Genomic DNA, 25207 nt, shown 5'->3' on the forward strand with positions numbered 1-25207 from the left:
GAAATCCTCCTACTTCGAGAATATCCTGCGATAAAGCGCAATGATGCGTCCCTTCAGTTTCTTCAACCAGTCAGGGATCACCAAGTACTTATGCACAGGCTTAGTCATCCAGAGGAATAATCTCCACATAGGATAGAGCAATTGTAGCACAATTCTGTAAAGGAATATAGCTACGGCAAGCAAAAAGCCTAAAATTATCACCGTTAGACGATATAAGCCAATAATCGGTTTAATGATGAAAATTTCGACAGTCCTCGTAAGAAAGCGGTAAATCGCCACAATAATTTGGATGAGAATAAGCGTGAGTCGGATGACAAGGGAACTAAGAAGAGCGAAATAGAAGCAGATTCCGATCCCCATTCCAAGAAAAATAAAAATACGAACTTGTCCTTCATTACTGTAAATGAGCATCTTGAACACTAGGATTATCGCCACAATCCAATAGATACTATCTACAATGGGGATGGTCCATCGCGGCAATCGCAGCTTGCCCGAGAGTACATGGAAAATATCGAACAGAGCCCCTATGCAAATTCCACTCAGGAACATCATGAATATCGTCTGAAATTGAACGTGAAGCGTCACTTAAATAGCTTACCAAGGAACCCTTTGGATTTCTCCTGGGTATTCCCGTCCACATAGGCTAATTCATGAATGATACCTTCAATGGCGACTAATCCTTGCTCCAAGCTCAAGTTCTTGATGTGCAAATTCTGCCCCTTAATCATCAAGTAGCCCATTTCCGTTTCTAGGAGGAATTCTTCGCTATCAAAGCTTTCTACGTTCAAAACTCCTGATATTTCCAAGAGCTTGCGATTCAGCATCTTAATTTCTTGCCTTTTGTTGCTGTTTTTCACAGGTTCAATCATGGCCTGTACCCCTCCTTCACCTAATCTTACGATATGGGAGGATGTCCTTTTTTAGAACCAAGCCTTGCATCCTATGCCTATAAAAAAAGCAGCCCAAAATCCCCTCTGCAGGAATCCCAGGCTACTTCATCGTTATGCGTTATTCGGATTGGAGGGGCTCTTCCTTCAGCAGCGTGTACATCTGTGCAGCGTCTTCCTTACGGGTCGACTCTGTCAAAAGCTCAACGCGAATCGTCACTTTCTTTTGACCGAACTGAATGGATAGCTCATCTCCAACTTTCACATGCGTACTCGCTTTAGCGTCCCTATCGTTAATCCACACGCGCCCTTGATCGGACACATCCTTTGCAACTGTACGGCGTTTGATCAGACGAGATACTTTGAGAAATTTATCGATACGCATTATTTTACAGCGTCTTTAAGCTTGTTGCCCGCTTTGAAAGCAGGAACATTGGATTCTGCGATCTCGATTGGGTTACCCGTTTGCGGGTTGCGACCAGTGCGGCCAGAACGCTTACGAGTTTCAAATGTACCGAAACCGATCAATTGTACTTTATCTCCGGATGAAAGAGCGTCTGTCACTTCACCAAGGAATCCGTTAAGGACAACTTCTACGTCTTTCTTAGTAAGTCCGCTTTTTTCAGCGATGTTGTTGATCAAGTCTGTTTTGTTCATGTGTTTTCTTTACCTCCCAAAATGTTTGAAGATCAGGTCTTCTATGTACCAACTGTGGTTACATTTCATGATTATACCTTGCAACAAGTCTAGTATTCTGCTTTTTTCGGCAAAATCCTTCTAGCATTTATCAAGTTTTATAACTTTTTTGCTTCTTGCCAGTATTTTTCCATCTCTGATAACCCAGTTTGTTCAAAAGATAAGCCCTTTAAACGTAGCTGTTCCTCAATATATGAAAATCTTTTCATGAATTTACGATTTGTTTGAGCTAGTGCCTCTTCAGGGTCAACTTTGAGGAATCTAGCAACATTGACGATAGAGAAGAGAACATCCCCCAACTCGTCACGACGCTCCTGAGCCCCATCCTCTGACCCTAGTGCAATCGCCTCTCGCAACTCAGTGAGCTCCTCTTCCACCTTAGCAAGTACATCATCTAACTCTGTCCAGTCAAAACCGACCGTTGCCGCCTTCTTCTGCAGCTTCATGGCTTTCATCAAGCCCGGCAGCTCACGTGGAATACCATCTAGCACAGATTGTTGCGTGACATCGATGCCTTTCTTCCGCTTCTCTTCGACCTTGATCGCATTCCAGTTAACCAAAGCCTCATCGGCATCCTCTGCTTTCGAATCCCCAAACACATGCGGATGACGACGAATCAACTTCTCATTCAACGTAGCGATCACATCGTACACAGAGAACGTGCCGATCTCCTCTTCCATTTGCGCATGCAGCATGACTTGTAAAAGTAAATCGCCAAGCTCCTCGCACATATGATCTGGATCATCTTCATCAATGGTTTCCAGCACTTCATATGCTTCCTCAATCAGATTCTTGCGCAGACTCTCATGTGTCTGTTCACGATCCCACGGACAACCTTCTGGGCTGCGCAGGGTCTGAACGATCTCATGCAGCTTACCAAATGTCCGATTGTACGGCCCCTCCTGCTCACTTCGCGGCACCCACACTAGTGACAGATTGCCATACCCCTTGACATGATCCAGTTCGTGAAGCGGTACTTCGATGATCTGCTCTTGGCCTGCCACCCCCAATGAGTGACCAACAACAACCTTATACTCATCTGGATAGGCGTCCATCAAGCTGATTTTCAAATCAGAGGCTGTGTACGTGTCGTATACCTGCCCAATCACCGTATGCAGCTGCGGATTCAAGGCATAACGGCTGATGCTCGTCGCATCCAGCAACTGGAAGCCATCGATCGGATCGAAGCCAAATCGTAAGAAGGCTTGGTCTAAGAAGCTCTCTCCACCTGTAATTTGGAGTTCGATGCCTTCTGAAGGACAGCGTTGTTTCAATAATTGTACCGTATACTCTGCCACCATGGGATGACCTGGAACCGCGTAAAGCACTTCACTCGCATGGCTTTTCGCTGCCGTGATTAATCCTTCCGCGATGGACTCATAGACTCCCTCGAACGTCTCATTCGACATATAATTCGCATCGAATGTTTCGTACGGAATCTCGCTCACATCCAGCAGTTGCACCATCGGGTGGTCTTTCGTCCGCAGTAATAGCTTAGCTTGCGACTTTGCAGCTAGTTGAAGCTTCTTCCATACGCCTAAGGTTAATTGATCTTCGTCTCCTGTCCCGAGTCCAAGGACGGTTATTTGCGGCTTGCTTGTAGTCATGGGACGACACCTCCTGATTAATGGTTATAGGGAGTAACGCGGTAAAATTCGCTAATTATCTTCATCGAGTTGTACTTTGTACAACATGAAATCGTGTTTCACATGCTTTCGAGAAGAGATGTTGTACATTGTACATCATCTCTTCTCGAATTAAGCACAATCAGTTCATTCTGGGCCAAATTGTTGCACAGAGTACAATATTAGCAAGATATTCACCAGTTCGACTTAATAATGTTGTATAACATACATCATTATCATGCTTCTCCCTAGTTTGAATAACAGATCCCACATTGCTACGTATCACGCTGCGTCGGCCTTAGCTTCGCAAGGAGCGGCGCCAGCTTCCGCTCCAGCTCCGGCATCAGCCGCAGTTCCTCGCGGCTGATGCTGCCGCTGCGCAGCAGCGCAAGCGCGTAGACGGCCGCGCCGCCGGCTACGCCTATGAGAGCGATGGCGCTAGCGCTCCATCGCTCAGGCACGTGCCATGCTGCGTTAGCGAGCATGGCCAGCCCTTGCAGCGCTGCAAGGCCGCCGCCCATCAGCCCCACGGCAAGCGTGGGACTGACGGCGTACGGCCGCAGCGCGAAGCGCACCCCGGTGCAGCGGCGCAGCTGCACCAGGTTCAGCCCCGCCGCAGCGGCGTAGGCGATCACCGCGCTGAGCGCGGCGCCGTCGATGCCCCAGCGGGGCATCAACACGATGTTGCCGAGTGCTTTCAGCACGATGGCAACGAGCAGGGCATTCGCCGGCGTGCGAATCGCGCCGGCGCCCTGGAGAACGCTGGCACTGACAGCGTTCAACGTACTAAACAAGGCCGTGAAGGCCAACACGGCCATCGTCCAGCTCGCCTCGGTGCTCGTGTAGAGCATGAGATTAATCGGCATCGCTAGTAAGGCGAGGCCGAACGAGGCGCCGAGCCCGATCAACCATGCGAGCCTGACGGACATCTCCGCGCGAAAGCGGATAAGATCCACTCGCCCGCTCAGCTTTGCTTCCGCAATAGCCGGCACCAAGACAGCCGACATCGAGGACGCCACCATTACAACCAGCTGAACAAGTGGAAACCCACGGTTATATAGTCCGAACTGACGCATAGCCTCCAGCTCACTGCCATAAGATGTTTCAAGCAAACGAGGCATGGTGAACGTATCGACCAGCGTCAAAAGCGGCACAACAATAGCACCTAAGCATACAGGAATCGCATATAACGTAATTCGTTTTGCCCATTGCCAAGATGTGATCACTTGCTCAGTCTCGAAGCCGGCTGCTATCGCTTTCCTAGCATCCTGCTCTGAGTCTGTCTCTGTTCTGCCTATAAGCGTGCCACTCACAGCTAAGTCCGCTTTCACATGCTTCACGCGCTCCGCCCGTCGCTCTCGCCGCCAAAACACAGCCATCACGACGAGACCCGCTCCAGCACCTGTCACAGAGCCAAATGTCGCGCCCGCTGCGATCCATGCCTCATCGTAAGCGAGCGCCGCCAGATACAGCAACAGCGCGACCATCGTAATCACACGAATCAGCTGTTCGATAATTTGCGAGACTGCCGTTGGCACCATGTTTTGATATCCTTGGAAATACCCTCTTAAGACAGCAAGAACAGGAGACAAGAGCAGGGCAAATGATACGCTGCGGATCGCTGTCGCAGTTTGTGAAATACCAATCCAACCAGCAATCGTCTCTGCACCGGAATACAACAGTAGAAATAAGAGAAGCCCCGCACTCATTAATAGGGCTGAAGAAACAACCACAATCCGTTTCGCGCCTGAATGATCTCCTTTCATGACGCGTTCGGCTACAAATTTAGACACCGCAACTGGAAATCCAGCCGTGGCTGCAAATAAAATCAGAATATAGAGCGGATATACCGCATTATAAATGCCAAAAGCCACGTCTCCAGCTACGTTTTGCAAAGGAATCTTCTGCAGCGTTCCTAATAGCTTAGAGAGCACAGCCGCACCCCCAAGCAGGGCAGCGCCCTTTAGCATCTTGTTGCCCTGTTTACCGTTACCACGCCTCTGGAGCCCTTCTTTCTGCTGAACTTGCTCCTTGCCGGTGACCCTCATTCCGATTTACTCCTCCACACAAACGTGATTCCTATGTACGTATTATAGCGAAATCTACCAGTGCAGACAAAAAAAAGCTTCGCTTACAGATGCATCATCTCCGTAAGGAAGCCTTCGTTTGGAATTATGTGTTCATTGCTCCATCTGCTTCGCTAGGAATCCAGCGGCAGTCTCAACCATTTTAACTTCCATATTGCCCATTTTCACATTCTCGTCCTTCGAAATCAGGATAACCGAACCAATGGGATCTCCACCCGCAACAATCGGCGCAGCTACGAAGGAAGTGAAGGTTTCATTGGTATCTTTAATAATCTCGAATTGACCTGAACTGCTCTCGATAACAGCCTTACGATTTTCCATGCAAGACTCTATAATCGCCCCAACCGATTTCTCTAAGTAATCTTTCTTAGATCCCCCAGCCATAGCAATGATATTATCTCGATCCGAAATCAAGGCAACATGATTGGTGCTTTCAAACAGCGACTCCGCATATTCTTTCGCAAAATCACCAAGCTCACCAATCGGTGAATACTTCTTCAGAATAACTTCTCCATCACGATCCACGAAAATTTCCAAAGGGTCACCTTCACGAATGCGTAGGGTGCGCCGTATTTCCTTGGGGATTACAACTCTCCCTAAATCATCTATCCGACGGACAATTCCAGTTGCTTTCATACCTCTAGATGCCTCACTTTCCGCTTACGAATTAGATACGACACGAGCATGAAACTTGTATGCAAGATCGGGATTTGGTGGGAACTTGAAATCTATCCATAGTATTCTTCACTTCCCATTCTTCTATGCAGACGCCCCGACTAAGCAATTTACTTTATTTAGCTCTGCATCCTGCTGCGCTTATCATGTCCAAAAATGAGAAATAAAAACAGGATGTCCATTATCGGACATCCTGGTAAGTTCTTACTTTGCAGCTGGGCTTGCCGCAGGACTAGCTGCTGGACTTGCCGCTGGCGCTGGCGCTGCTTCTACTTTAGGAAGGTTATTCGTTTCGATCAATTTCGGATACTCAGTTTCAGCAAATTCAGACAAGGATTTCTCTGCAAGCTGAGATTTGATTTGTGTTTTAAGTGTGTCATCCAATTGCTTCGTGCTTCTGGATTCTACTTTCATCACGTGGTAACCGAAACTGGATTCTACAGGATCACTGATTTTGTTCAATGGAAGCGTGCTAGCTGCATCTTTGAACTCTGTTACCCATTCATTGATGTTAGCATCTTTGTACGTACCGCCTACATCTTTGGAACCTGGATCGTCAGAGAATTCTTTCGCAAGTGCTGCGAAATCGCCGCCTGCATCTAACTTCGCTTTTATTTCTTTCGCTCTCTTCAATGCATCTTCCTTCGTACGAAGATCTGCTTGTGTAGCAGAATCTTTCAATGCGATCAGAATGTGGCTAACAGTCGCAACGTCAAACGCATGTGCTACCGCTTGCTCTTTGTAAGCATCTTGAACCGCTTGGTCTGTGATCTTGTTTTCCATGCTGCCCATTGTGTAGAAGCTTAATTTCATCAGGGACTCGATATCCTTCAACTCTATACCGTTGTCTTTCAACTGCTTGTCCATTCCGCCTTCTTGCTTGCCGAAGTAGTCGGTAATAGCTTTCATTTGCTCTGTTACTTGTTTGTCAGCATCCGCTTTCACTTTGTCGTCCGCTTTAGCGGAAAGAACACGGAAAGTAACCATTTGCTTCAACATATCTTGTTGAAAAGCTGGATCTGCCAAGTATTGAGCTAATTGCGGGGAAAACATTTTATTCACGTTGATGAAGGAATCGAATTCACCGCGTGTAATTTTTCCGCCTTCTTTGTACGTAGCAATAATATCGCTTGGATTACCTGTTGCAGCCGCTGATGCGGAAGGCGAAGCTGTTGCGGCGCCTTCCTTTTTGTCTCCACACGCGCTGAGGACAGAGAATGCAAGGACTACTGTCACCAAACTTAATATCCATTTTTTCGAAGTACGTCGTTGTTTGCTAGTTTCATTTGGCAACATCCTGTAATTCCCCTTTCGTTTTCAGAACATCCTTATATTGTACCAAGAATTTCTCCAACAATTCGATGGAGGCTTCCGGCTTCATGCCTTTAAAGCGAATAACAATAAGTAGCTGCGGATCTGCGTTCAATTTGATACGACCATCAAAGCCTTTGGACAAAGCGAGCAGCTTCTGGCCATCCAGCCTGCCATTCTGGTCGATATGCACCTTGATTAGGTAATCCTCCCCTTTTTGGCTAATCGTTTCAATCCGGTAATCCGAACCGTATGCTTTCAAACGAGCCACTGTCAGTAGGTTGAACACGGCCTGCGGCAGATCGCCGAAGCGATCAACGAGCTCATCATGCAGATCCGCGGCTTCTTCCAGCGTGCGAATGGCGGCCACTTTTTTGTAAATTTCGATTTTTTGCATGCTGTCATAGATGTAATCAGATGGCAGATATGCATCCAATTGAATGTCGATTGACGTATGCCATTCCGGTTCTGGAATGACTGCTTCTCCATCTATTTCCAACTTCAGCTTTGCAATTTCTTCGGCTAACATTTGGGAGTACAAATCAAAACCGACAGATGCAATAAAGCCGTGCTGTTCAGCACCCAGTAAGTTTCCTGCGCCACGAATGGATAAGTCCCTCATCGCAATTTTAAAGCCTGAACCAAGTTCTGTAAACTCTTTAATCGCTTGGAGTCGTTTCTCGGCTACTTCTGTCAGCACTTTATCACGCTGATACGTGAAATACGCATAAGCGACGCGATTCGACCTGCCTACACGTCCGCGCAGCTGATAGAGCTGGGAAAGACCCATTTTATCTGCATCATGGACAATAAGTGTATTTACATTCGGAATATCTACACCGGTTTCGATAATGCTTGTGCTGACGAGAACATCGTACTCGCCGTCCAAGAAATCGAGAATCGTTTTTTCGAGCTCCTGCTCACCCATTTGACCATGTGCCACGGTTACTCTTGCATCCGGGATCATCATCGAAATTTGATCAGCGATTTGTGTAATGCCTTGCACGCGATTGTAAAGATAATAAACTTGCCCCTCACGCGCCAACTCACGTTCGATAGCTTCTCTAACCAACGTCGGCCCGTACTCCACCACATAGGTCTGAACCGGGAAACGGTTCTCTGGCGGGGTTTCAATGACCGATAAGTCACGAACGCCCAGCATGGACATATGCAACGTTCTTGGAATAGGCGTCGCCGTTAGCGTAAGCACGTCCACATTCGTTTTCAGACGCTTGAGTTTCTCTTTGTGGGACACGCCGAAACGCTGCTCCTCATCGACGATAAGCAAGCCCAGATCCTTAAACTGAATGTCTTGCGACAAGAGGCGATGGGTTCCAATCACGACGTCAACGACGCCTTTCTTGACCCCTTTCATAACCTCCGTCTGTTCTTTCTTCGAACGGAAACGACTTAACACTTTCACGTTGAACGGATAACCGGAGAAGCGTTCACGGAACGTTTCGTAATGTTGCTGCGCCAAAATCGTCGTAGGCACGAGAACAGCAACCTGCTTCCCGTCAATCGCTGCCTTGAAGGCTGCGCGAACGGCAACTTCGGTTTTGCCATAGCCAACGTCTCCGCATAACAAACGATCCATGGGACGTGCTTTTTCCATATCCGTTTTAATTTCTTCAATCGCGCGAAGCTGATCTCGCGTTTCATCGTAAGGGAACATCGCTTCGAACTCGTTCTGATAGGAACTATCCTTGCTAAATCCGTAACCCGTCGCAGCTTGACGCTCGGCATACAGCTTAATCAGCTCATCTGCAATATCTTTGACAGATGCGCGTGCCTTGCTTTTTACCCTCGCCCAATCAGAGCCGCCAAGTTTATATACTTTCGGCTCTTTCTCTTCGGAACCGACATATTTCTGAATCAAATCAATTTGATCAATCGGAACAGACAGCTTATCGCCGCCGGCGTACATAATATGCAAATAATCCTTATGAATCCCGCCAACCTCTAACGTGCCGATGCCAACGTATTTCCCGATCCCGTGATTGACGTGAACAACGTAGTCGCCGACCTTCAGCTCTTGATAGCTTTTGATCCGTTCCGCGTTCTCCAGCTTCTTCTCCACTTTACGTGCTTTACGCTGCTTCTGAGTGAAAATCTCACCCTCTGTAATCACGACGAGATGGATGGAAGGCATTTCAAAGCCAGTTTGCAGATTGCCATCTACAATCTCAGGAACTTCAATCTGGTAATCGCCTAGAACACGGCGAACGCGTTCTGCACGGTCGTCACCATTGGCTAGAAGAATGACCTTACTGCCATTTTTCTTCCATCGCTCCATCTCCGCCTTGAGGAGATTCATCTGCCCATGAAAATTCTGCATGACACGACAAACGAAGTTAACGATATTCTGCGGCTGAATACCCGCTACCTGGCGAAGGAACAGAGACACATACAACGTCGGGAACGGTCTGCGGTGCAGCAGGGTATCGTAAGATTTGGACAGCACAAAAGCCGGCAAGCTCTTCCCCTCAGTCAACGCATGCATCATCCACTCAGCTTCATCACGCTCGAGCTGCTTCGCTGTTTCCAGCAGGCGGGCAGGCTCGTCGATTATGAGAATCGAGTCTTTGGGCATGTAGTCCATGAGCGTCTGTCTTTCCGTGTAAAGGAGAGAAATATATTTATAAATGCCTGGGAACGTCTGACCTTCTCGCATAAGCTCGATATCGCGGCCTACGACCTCTAATAACTTGTCTTTGGCTGAACGCTCGGTCATTTTCGCCAACTGCGCCTGCAGCAACTCATACGCGTGTTGCGCCGCTGACTGTAACCGCTTTCTATCCGCTTGAATCTCACGGCATGGAGGGATCGTCACTGTTGTTAGTTTATCTATTGACCGCTGGTCACTTACATCGAAAGTCCGAATAGAGTCGACTTCGATATCAAAGAGCTCAATCCGAATTGCATTCTCCGAAGTTAGCGGAAATAAATCCAGGATTCCGCCTCGTACACTCATTTCACCTTTGGTTTCAACGCGTTCAACCCGTTCATAACCTAGGCTGGATAAAGAAGCTAGCAGATCGTCTAATTGAACCGTGTCGCCGACATTAATTGTTACTCGAGACTCTTCGAACACCTGTTTGAGAGGCAGCAATCTTCGCACCCCAGCAAAAGGTGCAATCACCACGCCGCGGAATCCGCCAGCAAGTTTAGTGAGTACGTCAATACGCTGCGCTAGCATCTCTGGGCTTGAAGCCGCTTCTTCTGTCGTTAGAAGCTCTTGAGATGGATAGAGCAGCACTTCATTAGGGGATAGACACTCCAAGAGGTCTTCCGCTATTTTTTGCGCAGCGAACATATTATGCGTGACAACGAAAAGCGGACGCTCAAGCTCACGCGCAAGTGAGGCCAGCATGATTTGCCTGGAGGAGCCCGTTAAACCGGCAATGAGCTGCTCTTTCATTTCGGACTTGAGGCCTGTCACGATCGTTTGAAAGTCGGAATCCGCAGAAAAAGCTTGAATTAAAGCTTGCAAACAAGTACACTCCCCTCACAAAAAGAAGCCTCGGCACACTTGCCTCGGCTATTAACTCTTTATCTTCATCATAATTATTGCAACGGACTGGCTAGCAAGGATAATTCTGGGTTCGCTTCTAATGCCTCATGACAGTAGTCGCAAACGACCCTAACCGTAACATCTCCGTTCGTATTATACGATATTATATCTCTACGCTCATCAGGGGTCAAGAAATGGAAGCCTAACTGCTGCTCGGTAATCGCACGCTGATTAATTTCCCCGACAAAGGTATGACAATGCCTGCAAATATACTTGATCATATGTATGCCTCCTTCGACAATTCGATTACATCCTAGTATGACCATTCTTCGGAATAATTAGCCGAATCTGCCATTGTCATTTTCGAATAGGGAGCTTACATATCATCATATATACAGCAGGTTAATGTGTTGTGATTATTTATTAAACTTAGCCATCGTCTTCTCGAAGGACTCGCCCAAACTAAATTCCATGGCATCGCACGTTAAATCCAGCACGTCATTAATGGACTTCATCTCATCTTTGGAGAAGTTGGACAGTACATAATCCGCGATATTATAGCCTGGTGCCGGGCGATTCACACCAATGCGAATCCGATTAAAGCTCTGTGTGCCCCCATGCTGAATAATGGACTTAATACCGTTATGTCCGCCTGGGCTCCCCTGATAACGAAGACGAATTTGACCGAAGGATGTGTCCATATCATCATAAACAATCACGACGTCTTCCAATTTCGCTTTATAGAAATCAAGGAATGCTCGCATGGATTCACCTGAAAGGTTCATATAGGTCATTGGCTTCAGTAAATACACCTTCGTCCCGTTCACATTACCTTCAGCGAGCAGCCCCTTTCCTTTATTCTGAAAAGAGGTTATCCCCCACTTGGCGGCAAAGCGATCGATTGCCATAAACCCAATGTTGTGCCGATTTAGCTCATACTGCTTTCCCGGATTTCCTAGTCCGATAAAACATTTCATAATTTTCAAAATCCTCCCATAGGTAAACGAATACGTCGTCCTTCGAAGGACGAGCGTGTTTGTCCAGGTTGACCAGAAAGTAAATACAAATACTTTCTTTTTCAACTAAGGATAAACTAAAAAACCTTTGCGGAACCCGCTTCTAAAGGTTATTGTTTACAATATACCTGTTACCTTAATGTTATCCATCCCATAAAAGCTGTAGGTGATAAAAGAACGATGTATCTTCATGGAGAACAGCTTACAGAAGATGATCATTTTCAAGATCATATCGATGCGGACGTACCCGTCCAAGTATACTATCAAAATCTGCACAAGGATATAGGCTTTGTTGAAATGTACAACCGTCATTTCGTTAAGATTAATCGTATCTTTTATAGCAGAAAGAAGCACACTTTTGTTTCGCGCCCTGGATATTAAGCGCTTTCATTGAACGGGCAGCTGTGATTCCTCCAGCCTTCCGGACTGTCTCATGACTGCCGCAGGCGCACAAGCACGAGAAAAAGAACCTCTATCGGTCTTGCTCAGCCTGAACGCTTCTACGTAAACCAGGCTGAGTGGGCAACACTTCATTTCTAGCGTACCCCGACTCAAGAGGTTCCATTCCTATTGCTCAATTACTCCGTCGTATAGGGTAACGCACAGTCCATCAACGACCTTTATTCTCTTTCTTCGCCTTCATCCGCGCCTTAATTTTCTCAGCGTAACCTGCCTTATTCTCCTGACGCACACGAGCGATAGCCAAATCACCTTCGTTCACATCATGTGTAATTGTGGCACCAGCAACGACAAACGCACCGTCCCCAATTTTCACAGGAGCAATCAAATTGACATTGCTGCCAATAAACGCATCGTTCCCGATTTCGGTTACGTTTTTATTAAACCCGTCATAATTCACCGTAATAGCACCGCAACCGATGTTCACGTTCGTTCCAACCACCGCGTCACCAACATAGCTCAGATGAGAAACCTTTGTTCCTTCACCCAGCGTAGCATTCTTAATCTCTACAAAATCGCCAACCTTTACTTGCTTGCCAAGCTTAGCGCCAGGTCTCAAATAAGCAAATGGGCCAACCGATGTTTCACTATCCACAAATGCCCCTTGAAGAACGGATTGTTTAATCGTCACTTCATCTTGAATCGTGGAATCGATGATTTCAGTTTGCGGTCCAATCGTACAAAGCTCACCGATATGCGTATTTCCGCGCAAAATTGTACCCGGCAACAGAACCGTGTCCGCACCAATCGTAACTTCCTTTTCGATATACGTATTTAACGGATCGATGATCGTAACACCATTCAGCATGTGCTCCCGGTTAATCCGAGCTTTGAACAGTTGCTCCGCTTCGGACAATGCCACACGATCGTTCACACCAATCGATTCAGCTGGGTCTGCCATGCAATACCCTTGCACAACTTCGCCAGCGCTGGTCATAATCCCAATAACATCGGTCAAATAGTACTCATTCTGAACATTCTTGTTCGTAACCGAAGCCAGCGCTTTGAACATTTTGCGATTATCAAAAATGTACGTACCCGTGTTAATCTCCTGAACAGCCGCTTCCTCTGGTGTGCAATCCTTCTGCTCGACGATCCGGGCAACAGCCCCGTCTTCTCCGCGAATAATACGTCCATAGCCTTGCGGCTCACCTAGCTTTGCCGTCAAAATCGTCGCTGCCGCACCCGATTGCTTGTGCAGTTCGATCGTCTCTTGCAGCGTAGCTGCTGTAATAAGTGGCGTATCCCCGCAAATGACAACCGTCATTCCCTCTTCCTCACCAAGCAGATCCTTGGCCTGAAGTACGGCATGACCCGTTCCTAGTTGTTGCTCTTGCAGCGCATACTGGGCACGATCGCCTAAATAGCCTTTTACGGCCTCCGCACCAAAACCAACAACGACTACTGTTTGCGTTACTTCTATATGTTGCAGCGTATCCACAACGTGACCCACCATCGGTTTACCAACAACCGGATGAAGCACCTTGTATAGCTTAGATTTCATTCGTTTTCCTTGTCCTGCAGCTAACACAATTGCCATGAGCTTCAACGAATCTCCAACTCCTTTATAATGAATTAATGATTTCTCTTTATATCTCTTCAACATATCCTACAACGATGAGTTCTTCCCCCAATATAGCATCATTACCTGCCAAAAGAAAAGAGAGCCCCGAGGGCTCTCTCAATAATCTGAATTATGCGCCTTCTTCAATAACTTCCTCTTCTACAGCCGCGCGATCGTATTCAGCGAGTACTGCTGCTTGAATTTTCTCACGAGTCGTGGACGAAATCGGATGAGCGATATCGCGGAATTCACCGTCTGGTGTTCGCTTGCTCGGCATAGCAACGAACATTCCGTTATTGCCATCGATGACACGAATGTCGTGTACGACGAACTCGTTATCAATGGTAATAGAAGCAATCGCCTTCATCCTCCCCTCGGAGTTTACCCGGCGGAGTCTTACATCTGTAATTTGCACTTGTGTTCACCACCTTTTTCCATCTCTGAGACTTGGGTGATATATTCAACATCTCCATGCAAATTCCTTCTTATTTTTTTGAAATTTTTGATAATTTAATGTGTTCTTAATGTTTCTGTTAAATTTCGACAGGAATCACAGCAATTAGTTCAATTTCGACAAAAACATCACGAGGTAATCTCGCAACTTCAACGGTAGATCTAGCAGGTTTGTGGTCTCCGAAGTAGGTAGCATAGATCTCATTCAGCTCGCCGAATTGGCCCATATCCTTCAAGAAGACTGTCGCTTTCACAACTTGCCCAAAAGATGAGCCCGCTGCTTCAAGCACGCCTTTCAAATTTTCGAAAACTTGAACAGCCTGCTCCTTAATTCCACCTTCTACGATTTGACCATCTAAGCCTAACGGGATTTGTCCGGAAGTAAACAACAAGTTACCCAGTTTAACCGCTTGTGAGTAAGGTCCGATAGCAGCAGGTGCTGCTGATGTTGAAATGAATTCCATCTTTAGAATCTCCTTTATTTCGAATCAAAATAGTTGCCAGGCTCTACCGTAATTTGTTTCGTCTTGGAGTCTACGCCATATAACCGAGCTAGTGACACATAGTTATCTACCAACTGCTCTTCGGCTTCGCAGGATTCCATGAAAACGCCAACGCCTTGTACAGTTGCTTTAAACTCGGCTAGCAGGTCCATCATGCCATGAATGGTTCCGCCAACATGCATGAAGTCATCAATAATCAGCACCTTAGATTCTTCCTTCAGTGCACGCCGTGCAAGTGACATCGTCTGAATCCGCTTGTTGGAGCCCGACACATAGTTAATGCTTACGGCTGAACCTTCCGTCACTCGGCTGTCCCTACGTACAATAACAACAGGTAAATTCATATAGGTGGCCGTCGCATAAGCGAGCGGTATCCCTTTGGTTTCAACAGTCATAATCACGTCCACGTCGCGACCAGCGAAAGCGGATGCAAAGGTTTTGCCAATTTCGTTCAAATATTGAGGTTGTCCCATAATATCTGACATATACAAATATCCACCCGGAAGAATCCGTTCTGGTTGTTGAAGTTGCAAACATAGGTTCTGGATAAACTTCAGTGATATTTCTTTGGGCACCTTCGGTGAAAACTTCACGCCTCCGGCTGCTCCGGCCAGCGTATTCAGTTCGCCCAATCCTTCTTCTTCAAAAACTTCCTTGATGATGGCAAGATCTTCGCTTATGGAAGATTTCGCGGAGTTGTAACGCTCGGCAAAAGTCGTTAAAGGGATTAACGAGTGGGGGCGAAATAACAAATATTGTGTCATTTCTACCAGCCTAGCGCTCCTTTTCAACTTTTTCATCGCACTACCCCCCAAAATCCGAATATTATAATGAAAATATACCACTTATATACGTATTTATTCAAGCTAACCATGAAAAATATGTTAACACGAACTTAACATACATCTAACATCGAGAAGGATTCATGTTCCATCCTTAGCATTATGCCCCTTTAGACGAAAAAGAGCCCCATCACGGGGCTCGAATCAGCTTCTTTAGGTCAGCATGCGCACAGCGTAAACATCCTTACAAAAGCCCCGCAGCCCGTTATAGATGCGAGGCACTTTCGCCTCCTTGGAAACAAGACCAAAGACGGTTGGCCCGCTGCCTGACATTAATACACCGTCTGCACCCAAACGCTGCATGCACTCCTTCAGATGTCTGACCTCCGGATACAAATCCAGCGTCACTTCCTCCAGTACATTGCCTAGATTATCGCACAAACGATCAAACTGCTTGTCCCGTATCGCACTTAATACCCCCGCCGTGGAAGGATGGTTCTTGATCTCACGCGCGTTCAGCTTTCCGTAGATCTCTGAGGTCGACACATTAATAGGCGGCTTCGCTAAGACAACCCAGCATTGAGGAGGGGCTGATATATGCTCCAGCTTCTCGCCACGCCCTGTTGCAAGTGCAGTCCCTCCTGTCACACAGAATGGCACATCCGAACCAAGCTCTGCGCCAAGTACCTGAAGCTCCTCGTTAGGGATATTCAGATTCCAAAGACGGTTGAGCCCTCGTAGTGTTGCCGCTGCATCGCTGCTACCACCCGCCAAACCTGCGGCTACAGGGATCCGCTTGTCCAAGTGAATATAGACGCCTTGTTTGACGTCGTAGCGGTCTTTAATGAGACGCGCAGCCTGAAAGGCTAGATTCTTCTCATCGAGCGGAATATACCCCGCCTGACTCGATATGATAATCGTATCACGCGCCATCTCCTGCATTTCGATCCGATCAGCCAGATCCACCATCGTCATAACCATCTCAACTTCATGGTACCCGTCTGGCCTTTTATGTAAAACATCAAGAGACAAATTAATTTTAGCTGGTGCTTTCTCAAAAATCTTCATCCGATCACCTTCTTTTGCTCGTTAGCCACCCCGATATTATAACAAAAGCATAAAAAAAAAGCTAAAGCATTTGCTTTAGCTGTAATACGGACGTTGCGTTCCTTGTCCAGACTGCTGGTAAGAGGGCTGGTAGCCAGCCGGCGGATAATTCGCAGCACCCGTTTGTTGCTGATGATGACTGTTATATGACGGTGAATAGTTTGTATAGCCCTGTCCGTTAAATGCCGGTTGACTAGCGGTCGTCTGACGATAATTAGGTGAGGTGGTTTGTACGTTGGTCGGAGCCGAAACATATTGCTTGGCCAAATGCTCTTCTGCAATTTGAATCGCCCGCTTCACCATATTCCCTGCATCCTTCGTCCGAATCCCTGACCAGCCTTCTCGCTGTACGACATCGTAGAAACCAAGATCCTTCGCTAACTCATATTTAAAACTCTCCGACATCACACTTCTTCTTCGACTCATACCAAATCCTCCTTATCATTTGCGCACAATGAACGCTGCAACCATCATAAGCAGTGATTGATGACGATTTCGATTAGTGTGCCCTGATATTTAGGATGGATACAAAATAAAAACTGTGATGTGAAACTTATAGATTCTTATTTATCAAAGCAAAAACAGGCCACAAAGGCCTGTTCAATATCGGAACACTATTAAGCTAATGTTGTATGTAAGTGATGCGAACCTGACCATCATCGTTGCATACGGTAACTTCGACGGACTCGGTGAGGATATCGGCGTAGCTGTATGACACTCGTTTGAAGGCGTGGGATTCTTGATCTAATTTCACAATAAACACAGAAGGGTAGGTTTCTTCTAAAACACCGGAACGCTCGACAGTCTTACGACGGCCACCATTCGCTCTCAACATGATCTTCTGCCCAACATGGGGCTCCAAACTGCGTTTGATTTCCAATAGCGCATTTTTTGCCATTGTCAACTACCACCTCTTTCCTAGTCAATTATAACCCATTCACCCCATCATGTCAAATGAGGGCAAATATTATATCAGCACCCCAATCCCGTTGTCAACGGCATTTTTGCAGGTTTTCCGATTTCTCCTCCCTTCAGGTTGTCACCAATGTTCGCAAATTATTCACACTTTTCCAGTTAAGGACAAACTTCTTCCCCTGAACTTACGAATACAGAGCAAACACAGAGAACAATGGCCTGCCGTTGACAAAAAAAAGAACACTTTCTGTCATCCTCCATACGGAGTTCATAACAGAAAGTGTTGCTTACAATCACATATTTCGGTAGACTTTCACTCGCATCAAGTGACTAGAACCGATCTGTCGCCCTCTAACGGCGCCTAATTCAGCTATACCGACTCTTCTGTGTGCTGAATACCAGGAACACCCATCCGGTAACTCCCGCGCGTCTCAACCCCGCCTAGCCCCTCTAGGCCTGTCACCGTTAAATCCATGATATCCAACATTGAAATGGTTTCTCTTGTTGGGGTATACGACAGTTTAGCAGCGATGCACAAAGGGTCTAAGGCGTGAATGAGTATACGCGCAGGAGAACTAGCAAAATTAGCCCCAGCACGCAATAACGCTTCAAAATGTGACTGACAAGCACCCGCCACAATAATTAAGGAATCTCGGTTCCTTTCATATTGTCTAGCCACTCGTACCGCATTCACAAAGTTTTGAGAATTCTTATAACTCGACAAATTGCTTGGGCTCACGCTTTGCCGATTTTTCAAAATACCATCATGACCCGTAATGACGACAATGTCCGGTTTATATTGAGGAAGCAATCTTTGCAGTGCTTCCGCCATTTGCGCCTCGGGAATGAAGAAACCTTCAGCCGGTATACGTAATTCGCCGTAGAGCTGCATACTTTTCCGCAGATAGCTAGGATCGCCATCCAAATGAAGAACTCTTCCCGGCACTTCAAAATAGCTGTTATGAGCCGGTTGTGATTTTTGTTTATGACTGACGGCTATCTGATTCTTCTCCTGCAATTGCACCTGGGACACAGCCAGTCGACGCAGCGACTCACGAAATTCAGGCGAGCTTGACCGTGGATGATCTAAGGTCTCCTTAGGATTCGCTTTTGTCAGATCCGTGAGCGGCGCATCTGCAAGTAACCGAAAATCGACACCCCTCAGAATGGCCTTGAGATGCTCAATTCGTTCAATTTTAAACACGACGTCGCCGCCATAGGAAATACGGGTAACAAAATCTCCTTGCCTCATCGCACAAATCCCCTCCTAAGGGTATCCTATGGCGAGGCTAGGCATTTGGTGCGGGTTATTTGCAGCCGTGCGCACGAAGCGCCGTCGACAAACGTGCGAACTCTTCCATGCTGAGTGTTTCCCCCCGGCGCGAAGGCTCGATCTGAATGCCATGCAGCAACGCTTCCAGCTCAGGCTTATTCTCTTTGGTAAAGAACCTCGCCGCGAGGTTGTTATAGAGGGTCTTGCGACGCTGAACGAAGGACGCTTGGACGACAGCGAAGAAGAAGTCCACGTCCGCCACTTCAACAGGCGGCGCTTGACGCACTCGCAGCCGGATGACGGCGGAATCGACGTTCGGCTGCGGCACGAAGACGGTGCGAGGCACGATGGTGACGAGCTCCGGCTCGCAGTAGAACTGCACGGCGATGCTAAGGCTGCCGTAATCTTTGGTGCCCGGACGAGCCGCCATGCGGTCGGCCACTTCTTTTTGGATCATCACGACGATATTCTCTAAAGGAAGCTTCTCTTCAAGAAGCTTCATGATGATCGGCGTCGTGATGTAGTAAGGCAGGTTGGCGACAACGCTGACGCCTTCCATGCCTTCAAAATGCTGCCGGAACAACTCTGGCAGGTTGGTCTTCAAAATATCCCCATGAACAACAGTTGCATGGGGGTAAGGAGCCAGCGTCTCGTCCAGGATGGGCAGCAGACGCTGATCAATCTCGACAGCCAGCACGCGGCCAGCGAGCTTGGCTAGCTGTTGTGTAAGCGCGCCAATGCCGGGGCCGATCTCAAGCGCAGCCTTTGTAGGCCCGAGCTCAGCAGCTAGAACGATTTTGCTCAATATATTTTGATCAATCAAGAAGTTCTGGCCCAAGCTTTTTTTCAGCACGAGACCATTTTTCTTAATAATTTGTTTCGTTTTACTGGGTGTTGCCACATCTTCTGCTGTTACAACAACCTCTTGTCTGGTTATATTCATAGTATAGACCTCGTATCTATAGGGTTCTAGTGACTCTAAGGATTTCTTAATGGTTCAAATGTTCGAGCGCTGCTTCAAATTCCTCTCGTGAAATCTGAAACATCGCACAACGCTTATAAAATTGTTTGCCATTGCAATATCCAATGCCCAGCGCATTGCCTACGGTCAAGCGGCGAGCTGCCGCATTCGGATGCACGATGAGACCAGCATCAATCAGATCCTCCATCGTCAACTGCGAGACAGCAGCGTCATACTCCGTCCGCAGGCTCAGCAGCGCTTGACGGATCGTCTCCGGCGTCGCATTCTCGACGCCGATGTCGCCCTTATACGCCGCCTGCTCCTGCGTGATGAAGGCATGCTTGCAGCCAGGAACTTTGGCTGCCACAATTTTGCGAATCCGCTCCCCTGCGTGATCCGGATCCGTAAATATAATGACGCCTCTGCGCTGTTGAGCCAGAGAAATTCGCTTCAGCACGGCTTGTCCGATGGCGGAGCCGCCTGTTTCAATCGTATCCGCCTGCACAGCCCGCCTAATAGCAGCTGTATCGTCCTTGCCTTCCACAACGATCATTTCTTTTATCATCACCGTTTTCCTTCCCCAGTACGCAGAAAAAGAAGAGGGGTCTCCTCTTCTTTCGCGCAGGCAGATGCCAAGCTACGTGTATTTAGTAGTGTTCCCGCTGTAACTACCGTTTACACGTTAGTTTTGGGACGGTTTTGTAGGGCCAACCACATACACGGTGTACCCTTGCTTCGTGCCGAATTTATTTGCATAACCGTGATCTTCATAGTATACATCGATCATTTGGCCTTTCACGCCGCTGCCAATATCCTCAGCACGACGGAAACCAATCCCTTCAATATACACCCACCAACCAAGCGGAATAACTTTCGGATCGACGGCAATTGTACGCCCTTCCGTCACGGTAGTACCTGTGTAGGTTTTACCATACCCAGAGGAGCCCTCGGTTTTGCCTGTCGACGCAGCGTCCGCTGAGTAAGCAGTCAGCTTCACGTTTTTGAGAATTTGTTTGTAGCCGAAAGTCACACCATTCTTGGAGACCTCATCCACACTCGGTGAAGAGGCGGAGAGAACAACCACAGGATTTTTCGTGCCTATGGATACTACTTTCTTAACACTTTCTGTTTGTACTTCTTCACCCACAACTGCTTCCGCGACTAAAACACCGTCCTCGAAAGTCTTTTCTTTCTTCTTGACCAATACGCCTTCTTTACCTTCTTGGACCACTTGCTCTTTCCCTTTAAGTAAAGATGCGTCATTCTTTTTCTCTGTCTCGAATGCGATCGGTTCAGAGACTTCCTCCGTCTCTTTTTTCACACGGACGATCTTGATTTCATCGCCTGTGATAAGAGCGGACGTCGGTTCGGGAGAAATACGATCGTTCTCCCCAAGTGCAATATTTAAACGTTGCAATGCACTTTCTACCGTTCTTGCAGTTGTGTAAACAGTGGTGGTCTTTCCATCAGCAGTCAATTGAATCGGTGAGGCATGCTCGATAACAATTTTGTCTCCACCCTTGAGCTTGGTCGTGAGTGAAGCTGAAATTTCATCGTGCTCACCAATCTTTATGGCTTGTTCATCCAGTAGGCGTTGCAGGACCCATTGCTTCGTGTGCACAATAGTTTCTTGTCCATTAACAACCACGGATACGCTCTTGGTAGCCGTTCCGTACAACAACACCAAAAACATGAAAGTCATTGCGATTGAGATTATAGCTAGGCTTAAAATCAAACGCAAGTTTTCATGCTTCCATCGCAATGCGAAGGACATGCTGGATGATCGTTTTACATGGGTCTCGCTAATTGAGATACTGCCCACTTCTTCGGTCCTCCTTCAAAGCCTCGCCGCCAGGTTACAGCATGATTAATTTGACGCGACTAAGGTTTTTAGTTTAACTTAACGCTCGCCATCATCAGCAAGTGACTTCGCTGAATCTGGTCGTCCCCCCCTTTTACCTATTCATCATCCTATGAATTCCGGGTTATTTTATGTCTTATGATCTGTGTAGAACCCTGTATGTGGACAAAAAGCCAGCAAGAAGAGGACTCTTCTCGCTGGCTTAGTTTGCATAGTGAAATACAAATAGCACGCACGACAATCGTTACCTCTCTTACGCTTACGAGGTTAGCTGACGGATTCGGACGTGAGAGTCGCCCTACGTAGACGCAAACTGCTTGTTTGACGTCTATGATTCACCCCTGTTACTCTCTGCTTACTTAACCGCATTGGTATGCTCATTAAGCTTGCAGTGGTTCCCCCGTTCCCACATTTGGAACTCAGCGAATGGAAAATTGGCAAATTGGATATTAAGTTATTATGAAAAGTATATTACGCTGTTAATCCCAACCTGTAAAGGGATTAACACCCGTTAAAAAGGGCTAAATCGATTAAATTTCGATTATTTTTCATATATAATCCACTTATATCTACACGTGTCTAACTTTAACGTACGTATACGCGATTTTTCAGTATATAATGATCAAAACTAGGCTAAGAATGCAAATTTGTTTATAATGATTCTGGAAGTATTTGAATGAAAAATACCAAAATTTTGCTATTTAGGGAGGCAATTGAGATGGGTCCCATCTTGCAAGTAAACGCTTTATTCGGTGGATATTTACCCAACAAACCCGTTCTTCATGACCTTACCTTCTCGATACGTCAAGGTGAAATGATGGGGCTAATTGGACTTAATGGTGCAGGAAAAAGTACCACGATCAAAAATATTCTTGGACTGCTTCAACCGCAGAAAGGGTCCATTCGCATTAACGGCTTAACGTTAGCCGAAAATCCGCTGCCCTACCGCGCAACTTATGCTTATGTGCCTGAAAGTCCGGAGTTATATGAAGAACTTACGATTCGCGAACACCTCGAGCTAACAGCGATGGCTTACGGTATTTCGAAGGCCGATTACGAAACCCGTTCTCGATCCTTATTAGAGCAGTTTCAAATGAAAGACAAGCTGAATAGCTTCGCAAGTCATTTATCCAAAGGGATGAAGCAGAAGGTCATGATCATGAACGCTTTCCTCATCGAACCCTCTTTATATATTATCGATGAACCGTTTCTCGGACTCGACCCTTTAGCTATTCGTTCCTTGCTTGATCTCATGGTTCAAATGAAGAAGAAAGGTGCTTCCTTTCTCATTTCCTCACACATTTTGTCTACAATTGAAAAATATTGCGATGGTTATGTCGTTCTTCATAAAGGCCACATGGTTGCGCAGGGAGATTTAGTCGAATTACGCGCCCAAACGTCCCTGCCTCAGGCGTCATTAGACGACATCTTCTACAAGCTCGTGCAAGGAGACATGGCATGAGTCACATAGCGGATAGTACACCTGCATTTAACACACAGGCATTATGGAAGCAGCGTTTTCAACACTATATGAAGGAATCGATGGGGTATTGGCAGTATGCCGCACGGAGTAACTTTATCGGCTTCTTGTTGTTTCTTGTCATCGTTTCTTCCTATTATTATGCAAAAACATTACAGCGTCTTCCGACAGATTATCCATATCTATGGATCGTGTTGCTTGTACTGGTTCCATTCGTCGCTTCAAGCTCCATTCGAACGCTGACTCGCAGTGCTGATCGTATGTTTCTATTGCGGATTGAACATGAAATGGGGGCCTACTTCCGAAGCAGCTTTCTGTATAGCCTATCACTTCAGGGTGTTTGGTTATTTCTCGGTTGGGTCGCAGTAAGACCCCTATATAAACACTGTCTTGGTACCGAAGCACAACCATTTATTCTCATTTTTGCTCTATTGCTTCTATTAAAAGTAGCAAACCTATTAGTGAGTTGGCAGGAAGGCAGATTTGCCGCTGAACGAACTCGATTCGTGTCTGTTTGTTTTCGATGGGTGGCATCACTTGCCTTAGTTACGATCCAGTTTCACTACAGCAGTTTATGGGCAAGCCTAGCTGCCCTACTTCTTGTATTTATTTGGCTGATTGCATTTCGATACGCGGGTAAATATGTCATTGGTTGGGACTACCTGATTGCCAAAGAGAAGCAACAGCAAGCTAGACTCTATGCCTTCTTCAACTGGTTCGTGGATGTACCTCAATTGCCAACACGAATAGCCCGCCGAGGTTGGATCAGCGGGATTACCCGAACGATTCCATTTCGACAGGATTCGGCGTTTCTCTACTTATATATGAAGACATTACTGCGCACCGAAATGTTCGCTATTGTGCTCCGTCTGACTGTGATTGGCATCCTAGCCCTAGCCGTTGCAGACTCCACGACTGCACGCAGCGTCATCCTACTCATCGCGCTTGTGATCTCGATCGTTCAGCTTACTTCATTAGAGCGTTCGCATCGCTATACGTTTTGGATTCAAATGTATCCATTGGAGCCCCAAACAAGAGCAGGTTCTCTAGCCTTTATCATCTGGCTAACCCTCTTACTTGAGCTTGTCATCCTAACGATTCCATTTATGATGGGAACCCCCATCCAGTATCTCGTAGTCCCTTTGCTCGGTCTTGCCTTCATTTCTTTCGCATGCGGCGTTATCCTACGTCAGAAGTTCAAGAAAAATGCCTTACTTGAGGCCGAGTAAGCGAATCGCATTGTTTGTTGTAATTTCAGCTATCTCTTCCAGCGTCATTCCCCGAATTTCCGCGGCAGTCTCAGCTACCAAGCGAACATAACCAGTTTCGTTGCGCTTACCGCGGAAAGGATGTGGCGTTAAGTACGGCGCATCCGTTTCAATCAATAAACGATCAAGCGGAACTTTCGCCAGCACTTCTTTGGGCTGTACCGCATTTTTGAACGTAACAGGGCCTCCAAAGGAAATATGAAAATTCATATCCAGACACTGCTTCGCTGTCTCCCAACTGCCCGAGAAGCAATGCATGATACCCCCAACCTCCGCTGCCTTCTCTTCTTTGAGAATCGTTAAAATGTCTTGATGTGCATCCCGATTATGAATCACAATGGGCATCCCCAGTTTACGCGCAAGCCGAATCTGCTCCCGAAAGACTCGTTGCTGAACATCCTTAGGCGACTTGTCCCAGTAATAGTCCAGACCAATCTCCCCGATCGCGACTACCTTCTCATGCTGGCATAAGGACTCAATCCATTCCAAATCGCCAGGCATCATATCTATCGCATCTACAGGATGCCAGCCAACTGTCGAATAAATCCAATCGTATTTCTCAGCAAGCTCGATTGAGCTAGGAATCGTTTCTCGATTAAAGCCAACATTTACAATTCTCGTAACGCCGGCCTCTAACGCCCGCTTAATAACTTCATCTTGATCTTCTTTGAATTGCTCCGCATTTAAATGTGTGTGTGAATCTGTTAGCATGTCTGTTCTCCCTTATGTAGCTGAATATGTATGGATGATCCGTCTTTTGCTTATAGCTT

At 46.8% G+C, this 25207-nt stretch carries 25 protein-coding genes, 1 pseudogene and 1 riboswitch; of the genes and pseudogenes, 3 read left to right on the forward strand and 23 right to left on the reverse strand.

Annotated features, from left to right (window positions below):
* Positions 1-9 precede the first annotated feature (9 nt).
* The 11 genes from yabQ to pth all read right to left on the reverse strand — a co-directional run bounded on the left by yabQ (position 10) and on the right by pth (position 11772).
* The gene (gene yabQ / locus HQN88_RS35060; RefSeq protein ID WP_173121006.1) at positions 10-585 is read right to left on the reverse strand and encodes a spore cortex biosynthesis protein YabQ; all 576 of its coding nucleotides are present in this window, start codon (positions 583-585) and stop codon (positions 10-12) included.
* Positions 582-869 (reverse strand): sporulation protein YabP, encoded by a 288-nt coding sequence (yabP, locus tag HQN88_RS35065; protein ID WP_056617955.1) that lies wholly within the window; start codon positions 867-869, stop codon positions 582-584. The genes yabQ and yabP overlap by 4 nt, the downstream gene beginning before the upstream one ends.
* Before the next feature lie 139 nt (positions 870-1008).
* Positions 1009-1272, reverse strand: a complete 264-nt coding sequence (locus HQN88_RS35070; RefSeq protein WP_173121008.1) for an RNA-binding S4 domain-containing protein — start codon at positions 1270-1272, stop codon at positions 1009-1011.
* Positions 1272-1544 carry an HU family DNA-binding protein gene (locus HQN88_RS35075; RefSeq protein WP_028557378.1) on the reverse strand — a complete coding sequence of 91 codons (273 nt, stop codon included), beginning with the start codon at positions 1542-1544 and terminating at the stop codon, positions 1272-1274. The genes HQN88_RS35070 and HQN88_RS35075 overlap by 1 nt, the downstream gene beginning before the upstream one ends.
* A 137-nt stretch (positions 1545-1681) precedes the next feature.
* Positions 1682-3190 carry a bifunctional methyltransferase/pyrophosphohydrolase YabN gene (gene yabN / locus HQN88_RS35080; protein WP_173121010.1) on the reverse strand — a complete coding sequence of 503 codons (1509 nt, stop codon included), beginning with the start codon at positions 3188-3190 and terminating at the stop codon, positions 1682-1684.
* Positions 3191-3483: 293 nt separating this feature from the next.
* Positions 3484-5256 carry a putative polysaccharide biosynthesis protein gene (locus HQN88_RS35085; protein ID WP_173121012.1) on the reverse strand — a complete coding sequence of 591 codons (1773 nt, stop codon included), beginning with the start codon at positions 5254-5256 and terminating at the stop codon, positions 3484-3486.
* Positions 5257-5388: 132 nt separating this feature from the next.
* Positions 5389-5931 carry a stage V sporulation protein T gene (gene spoVT, locus HQN88_RS35090; RefSeq protein WP_065854327.1) on the reverse strand — a complete coding sequence of 181 codons (543 nt, stop codon included), beginning with the start codon at positions 5929-5931 and terminating at the stop codon, positions 5389-5391.
* Positions 5932-6174: 243 nt separating this feature from the next.
* Positions 6175-7266 carry a peptidylprolyl isomerase gene (locus HQN88_RS35095; RefSeq protein WP_173121014.1) on the reverse strand — a complete coding sequence of 364 codons (1092 nt, stop codon included), beginning with the start codon at positions 7264-7266 and terminating at the stop codon, positions 6175-6177.
* Positions 7253-10774, reverse strand: coding sequence for a transcription-repair coupling factor (gene mfd / locus HQN88_RS35100; RefSeq protein WP_173121016.1), 3522 nt, complete (start codon positions 10772-10774; stop codon positions 7253-7255). The genes HQN88_RS35095 and mfd overlap by 14 nt, the downstream gene beginning before the upstream one ends.
* Before the next feature lie 74 nt (positions 10775-10848).
* Complete coding sequence (locus HQN88_RS35105) at positions 10849-11076, reverse strand: anti-sigma-F factor Fin (protein WP_056617980.1); 228 nt, start codon at positions 11074-11076, stop codon at positions 10849-10851.
* 135 nt (positions 11077-11211) lie between these two features.
* The gene (gene pth / locus HQN88_RS35110; protein WP_173121018.1) at positions 11212-11772 is read right to left on the reverse strand and encodes an aminoacyl-tRNA hydrolase; all 561 of its coding nucleotides are present in this window, start codon (positions 11770-11772) and stop codon (positions 11212-11214) included.
* 219 nt (positions 11773-11991) lie between these two features.
* On the opposite strand from pth, the gene HQN88_RS35115 reads away from it, so the two are divergent.
* Complete coding sequence (locus HQN88_RS35115; protein WP_057313312.1) at positions 11992-12192, forward strand: hypothetical protein; 201 nt, start codon at positions 11992-11994, stop codon at positions 12190-12192.
* 229 nt (positions 12193-12421) lie between these two features.
* Here HQN88_RS35115 and glmU read toward each other — a convergent pair whose 3' ends face one another.
* The 11 genes and pseudogenes from glmU to HQN88_RS35170 all read right to left on the reverse strand — a co-directional run bounded on the left by glmU (position 12422) and on the right by HQN88_RS35170 (position 21650).
* Positions 12422-13819 carry a bifunctional UDP-N-acetylglucosamine diphosphorylase/glucosamine-1-phosphate N-acetyltransferase GlmU gene (gene glmU / locus HQN88_RS35120; RefSeq protein ID WP_274318772.1) on the reverse strand — a complete coding sequence of 466 codons (1398 nt, stop codon included), beginning with the start codon at positions 13817-13819 and terminating at the stop codon, positions 12422-12424.
* 145 nt (positions 13820-13964) lie between these two features.
* Complete coding sequence (gene spoVG / locus HQN88_RS35125) at positions 13965-14249, reverse strand: septation regulator SpoVG (protein ID WP_028557369.1); 285 nt, start codon at positions 14247-14249, stop codon at positions 13965-13967.
* Positions 14250-14367: 118 nt separating this feature from the next.
* Positions 14368-14751 carry a RidA family protein gene (locus tag HQN88_RS35130; protein WP_173121020.1) on the reverse strand — a complete coding sequence of 128 codons (384 nt, stop codon included), beginning with the start codon at positions 14749-14751 and terminating at the stop codon, positions 14368-14370.
* 14 nt (positions 14752-14765) lie between these two features.
* On the reverse strand, positions 14766-15590 hold the full coding sequence (gene purR, locus HQN88_RS35135) for a pur operon repressor (RefSeq protein WP_056617995.1): 825 nt from the start codon (positions 15588-15590) through the stop codon (positions 14766-14768).
* Positions 15591-15785: 195 nt separating this feature from the next.
* Positions 15786-16640, reverse strand: coding sequence for a 4-(cytidine 5'-diphospho)-2-C-methyl-D-erythritol kinase (gene ispE / locus HQN88_RS35140; RefSeq protein ID WP_173121022.1), 855 nt, complete (start codon positions 16638-16640; stop codon positions 15786-15788).
* Positions 16641-16934: 294 nt separating this feature from the next.
* A pseudogene (locus tag HQN88_RS35145) lies at positions 16935-17105 on the reverse strand (small, acid-soluble spore protein, alpha/beta type); the annotation flags it as partial.
* A gap of 196 nt (positions 17106-17301) precedes the next feature.
* Positions 17302-17577 carry a biofilm formation stimulator Veg gene (veg, locus tag HQN88_RS35150; RefSeq protein WP_028557365.1) on the reverse strand — a complete coding sequence of 92 codons (276 nt, stop codon included), beginning with the start codon at positions 17575-17577 and terminating at the stop codon, positions 17302-17304.
* Between the two features lie 387 nt (positions 17578-17964).
* Positions 17965-18846 carry a sporulation peptidase YabG gene (gene yabG / locus HQN88_RS35155; RefSeq protein ID WP_173121024.1) on the reverse strand — a complete coding sequence of 294 codons (882 nt, stop codon included), beginning with the start codon at positions 18844-18846 and terminating at the stop codon, positions 17965-17967.
* Between the two features lie 55 nt (positions 18847-18901).
* Positions 18902-19810, reverse strand: coding sequence for a 16S rRNA (adenine(1518)-N(6)/adenine(1519)-N(6))-dimethyltransferase RsmA (gene rsmA / locus HQN88_RS35160; RefSeq protein ID WP_173121026.1), 909 nt, complete (start codon positions 19808-19810; stop codon positions 18902-18904).
* 46 nt (positions 19811-19856) lie between these two features.
* A complete protein-coding gene (rnmV, locus tag HQN88_RS35165) occupies positions 19857-20393 on the reverse strand; it encodes a ribonuclease M5 (protein ID WP_173121051.1) in 537 nt (178 codons plus the stop codon).
* A 117-nt stretch (positions 20394-20510) separates the two neighbouring features.
* On the reverse strand, positions 20511-21650 hold the full coding sequence (locus tag HQN88_RS35170) for a 3D domain-containing protein (protein ID WP_274318771.1): 1140 nt from the start codon (positions 21648-21650) through the stop codon (positions 20511-20513).
* 280 nt (positions 21651-21930) lie between these two features.
* A riboswitch (cyclic di-AMP (ydaO/yuaA leader) is annotated at positions 21931-22124 on the reverse strand.
* Between the two features lie 283 nt (positions 22125-22407).
* Between HQN88_RS35170 and HQN88_RS35175 the strand changes: the two genes are divergently transcribed.
* Positions 22408-23151 (forward strand): ABC transporter ATP-binding protein, encoded by a 744-nt coding sequence (locus tag HQN88_RS35175; RefSeq protein WP_173121027.1) that lies wholly within the window; start codon positions 22408-22410, stop codon positions 23149-23151.
* Positions 23148-24398: an ABC transporter permease gene (locus tag HQN88_RS35180; protein ID WP_173121029.1), complete on the forward strand. Its 1251-nt coding sequence runs from the start codon at positions 23148-23150 to the stop codon at positions 24396-24398. Before HQN88_RS35175 ends, HQN88_RS35180 begins: the two co-directional genes overlap by 4 nt.
* Here the strand turns inward: HQN88_RS35180 and HQN88_RS35185 are convergent.
* Positions 24381-25148 (reverse strand): TatD family hydrolase, encoded by a 768-nt coding sequence (locus tag HQN88_RS35185; protein WP_173121031.1) that lies wholly within the window; start codon positions 25146-25148, stop codon positions 24381-24383. The two genes, HQN88_RS35180 and HQN88_RS35185, sit on opposite strands and share 18 nt — an antisense overlap.
* Between the last annotated feature and the right edge of the window lie 59 nt (positions 25149-25207).

Origin of the sequence: Paenibacillus qinlingensis, assembly GCF_013204845.1 — a bacterium.
Classification (GTDB): domain Bacteria; phylum Bacillota; class Bacilli; order Paenibacillales; family NBRC-103111; genus Paenibacillus_E; species Paenibacillus_E qinlingensis.

Coding starts and splice junctions, on each gene's coding strand:
- purR (WP_056617995.1), bottom strand. CDS start 15,590: ATGAAAAAGTTGAAAAGGAGCGCTAGGCTGGTAGAAATGACACAATAT.
- veg (WP_028557365.1), bottom strand. CDS start 17,577: ATGGCAAAAAATGCGCTATTGGAAATCAAACGCAGTTTGGAGCCCCAT.
- HQN88_RS35105 (WP_056617980.1), bottom strand. CDS start 11,076: ATGATCAAGTATATTTGCAGGCATTGTCATACCTTTGTCGGGGAAATT.
- yabP (WP_056617955.1), bottom strand. CDS start 869: ATGATTGAACCTGTGAAAAACAGCAACAAAAGGCAAGAAATTAAGATG.
- HQN88_RS35075 (WP_028557378.1), bottom strand. CDS start 1,544: ATGAACAAAACAGACTTGATCAACAACATCGCTGAAAAAAGCGGACTT.
- HQN88_RS35175 (WP_173121027.1), top strand. CDS start 22,408: ATGGGTCCCATCTTGCAAGTAAACGCTTTATTCGGTGGATATTTACCC.
- ispE (WP_173121022.1), bottom strand. CDS start 16,640: ATGAAGATTTTTGAGAAAGCACCAGCTAAAATTAATTTGTCTCTTGAT.
- HQN88_RS35185 (WP_173121031.1), bottom strand. CDS start 25,148: ATGCTAACAGATTCACACACACATTTAAATGCGGAGCAATTCAAAGAA.
- HQN88_RS35085 (WP_173121012.1), bottom strand. CDS start 5,256: ATGAGGGTCACCGGCAAGGAGCAAGTTCAGCAGAAAGAAGGGCTCCAG.
- HQN88_RS35180 (WP_173121029.1), top strand. CDS start 23,148: ATGAGTCACATAGCGGATAGTACACCTGCATTTAACACACAGGCATTA.
- rsmA (WP_173121026.1), bottom strand. CDS start 19,810: ATGAATATAACCAGACAAGAGGTTGTTGTAACAGCAGAAGATGTGGCA.
- spoVT (WP_065854327.1), bottom strand. CDS start 5,931: ATGAAAGCAACTGGAATTGTCCGTCGGATAGATGATTTAGGGAGAGTT.
- HQN88_RS35115 (WP_057313312.1), top strand. CDS start 11,992: ATGTATCTTCATGGAGAACAGCTTACAGAAGATGATCATTTTCAAGAT.
- pth (WP_173121018.1), bottom strand. CDS start 11,772: ATGAAATGTTTTATCGGACTAGGAAATCCGGGAAAGCAGTATGAGCTA.
- HQN88_RS35095 (WP_173121014.1), bottom strand. CDS start 7,266: ATGTTGCCAAATGAAACTAGCAAACAACGACGTACTTCGAAAAAATGG.
- yabG (WP_173121024.1), bottom strand. CDS start 18,846: ATGAGGCAAGGAGATTTTGTTACCCGTATTTCCTATGGCGGCGACGTC.
- HQN88_RS35130 (WP_173121020.1), bottom strand. CDS start 14,751: ATGGAATTCATTTCAACATCAGCAGCACCTGCTGCTATCGGACCTTAC.
- rnmV (WP_173121051.1), bottom strand. CDS start 20,393: ATGATAAAAGAAATGATCGTTGTGGAAGGCAAGGACGATACAGCTGCT.
- HQN88_RS35070 (WP_173121008.1), bottom strand. CDS start 1,272: ATGCGTATCGATAAATTTCTCAAAGTATCTCGTCTGATCAAACGCCGT.
- yabN (WP_173121010.1), bottom strand. CDS start 3,190: ATGACTACAAGCAAGCCGCAAATAACCGTCCTTGGACTCGGGACAGGA.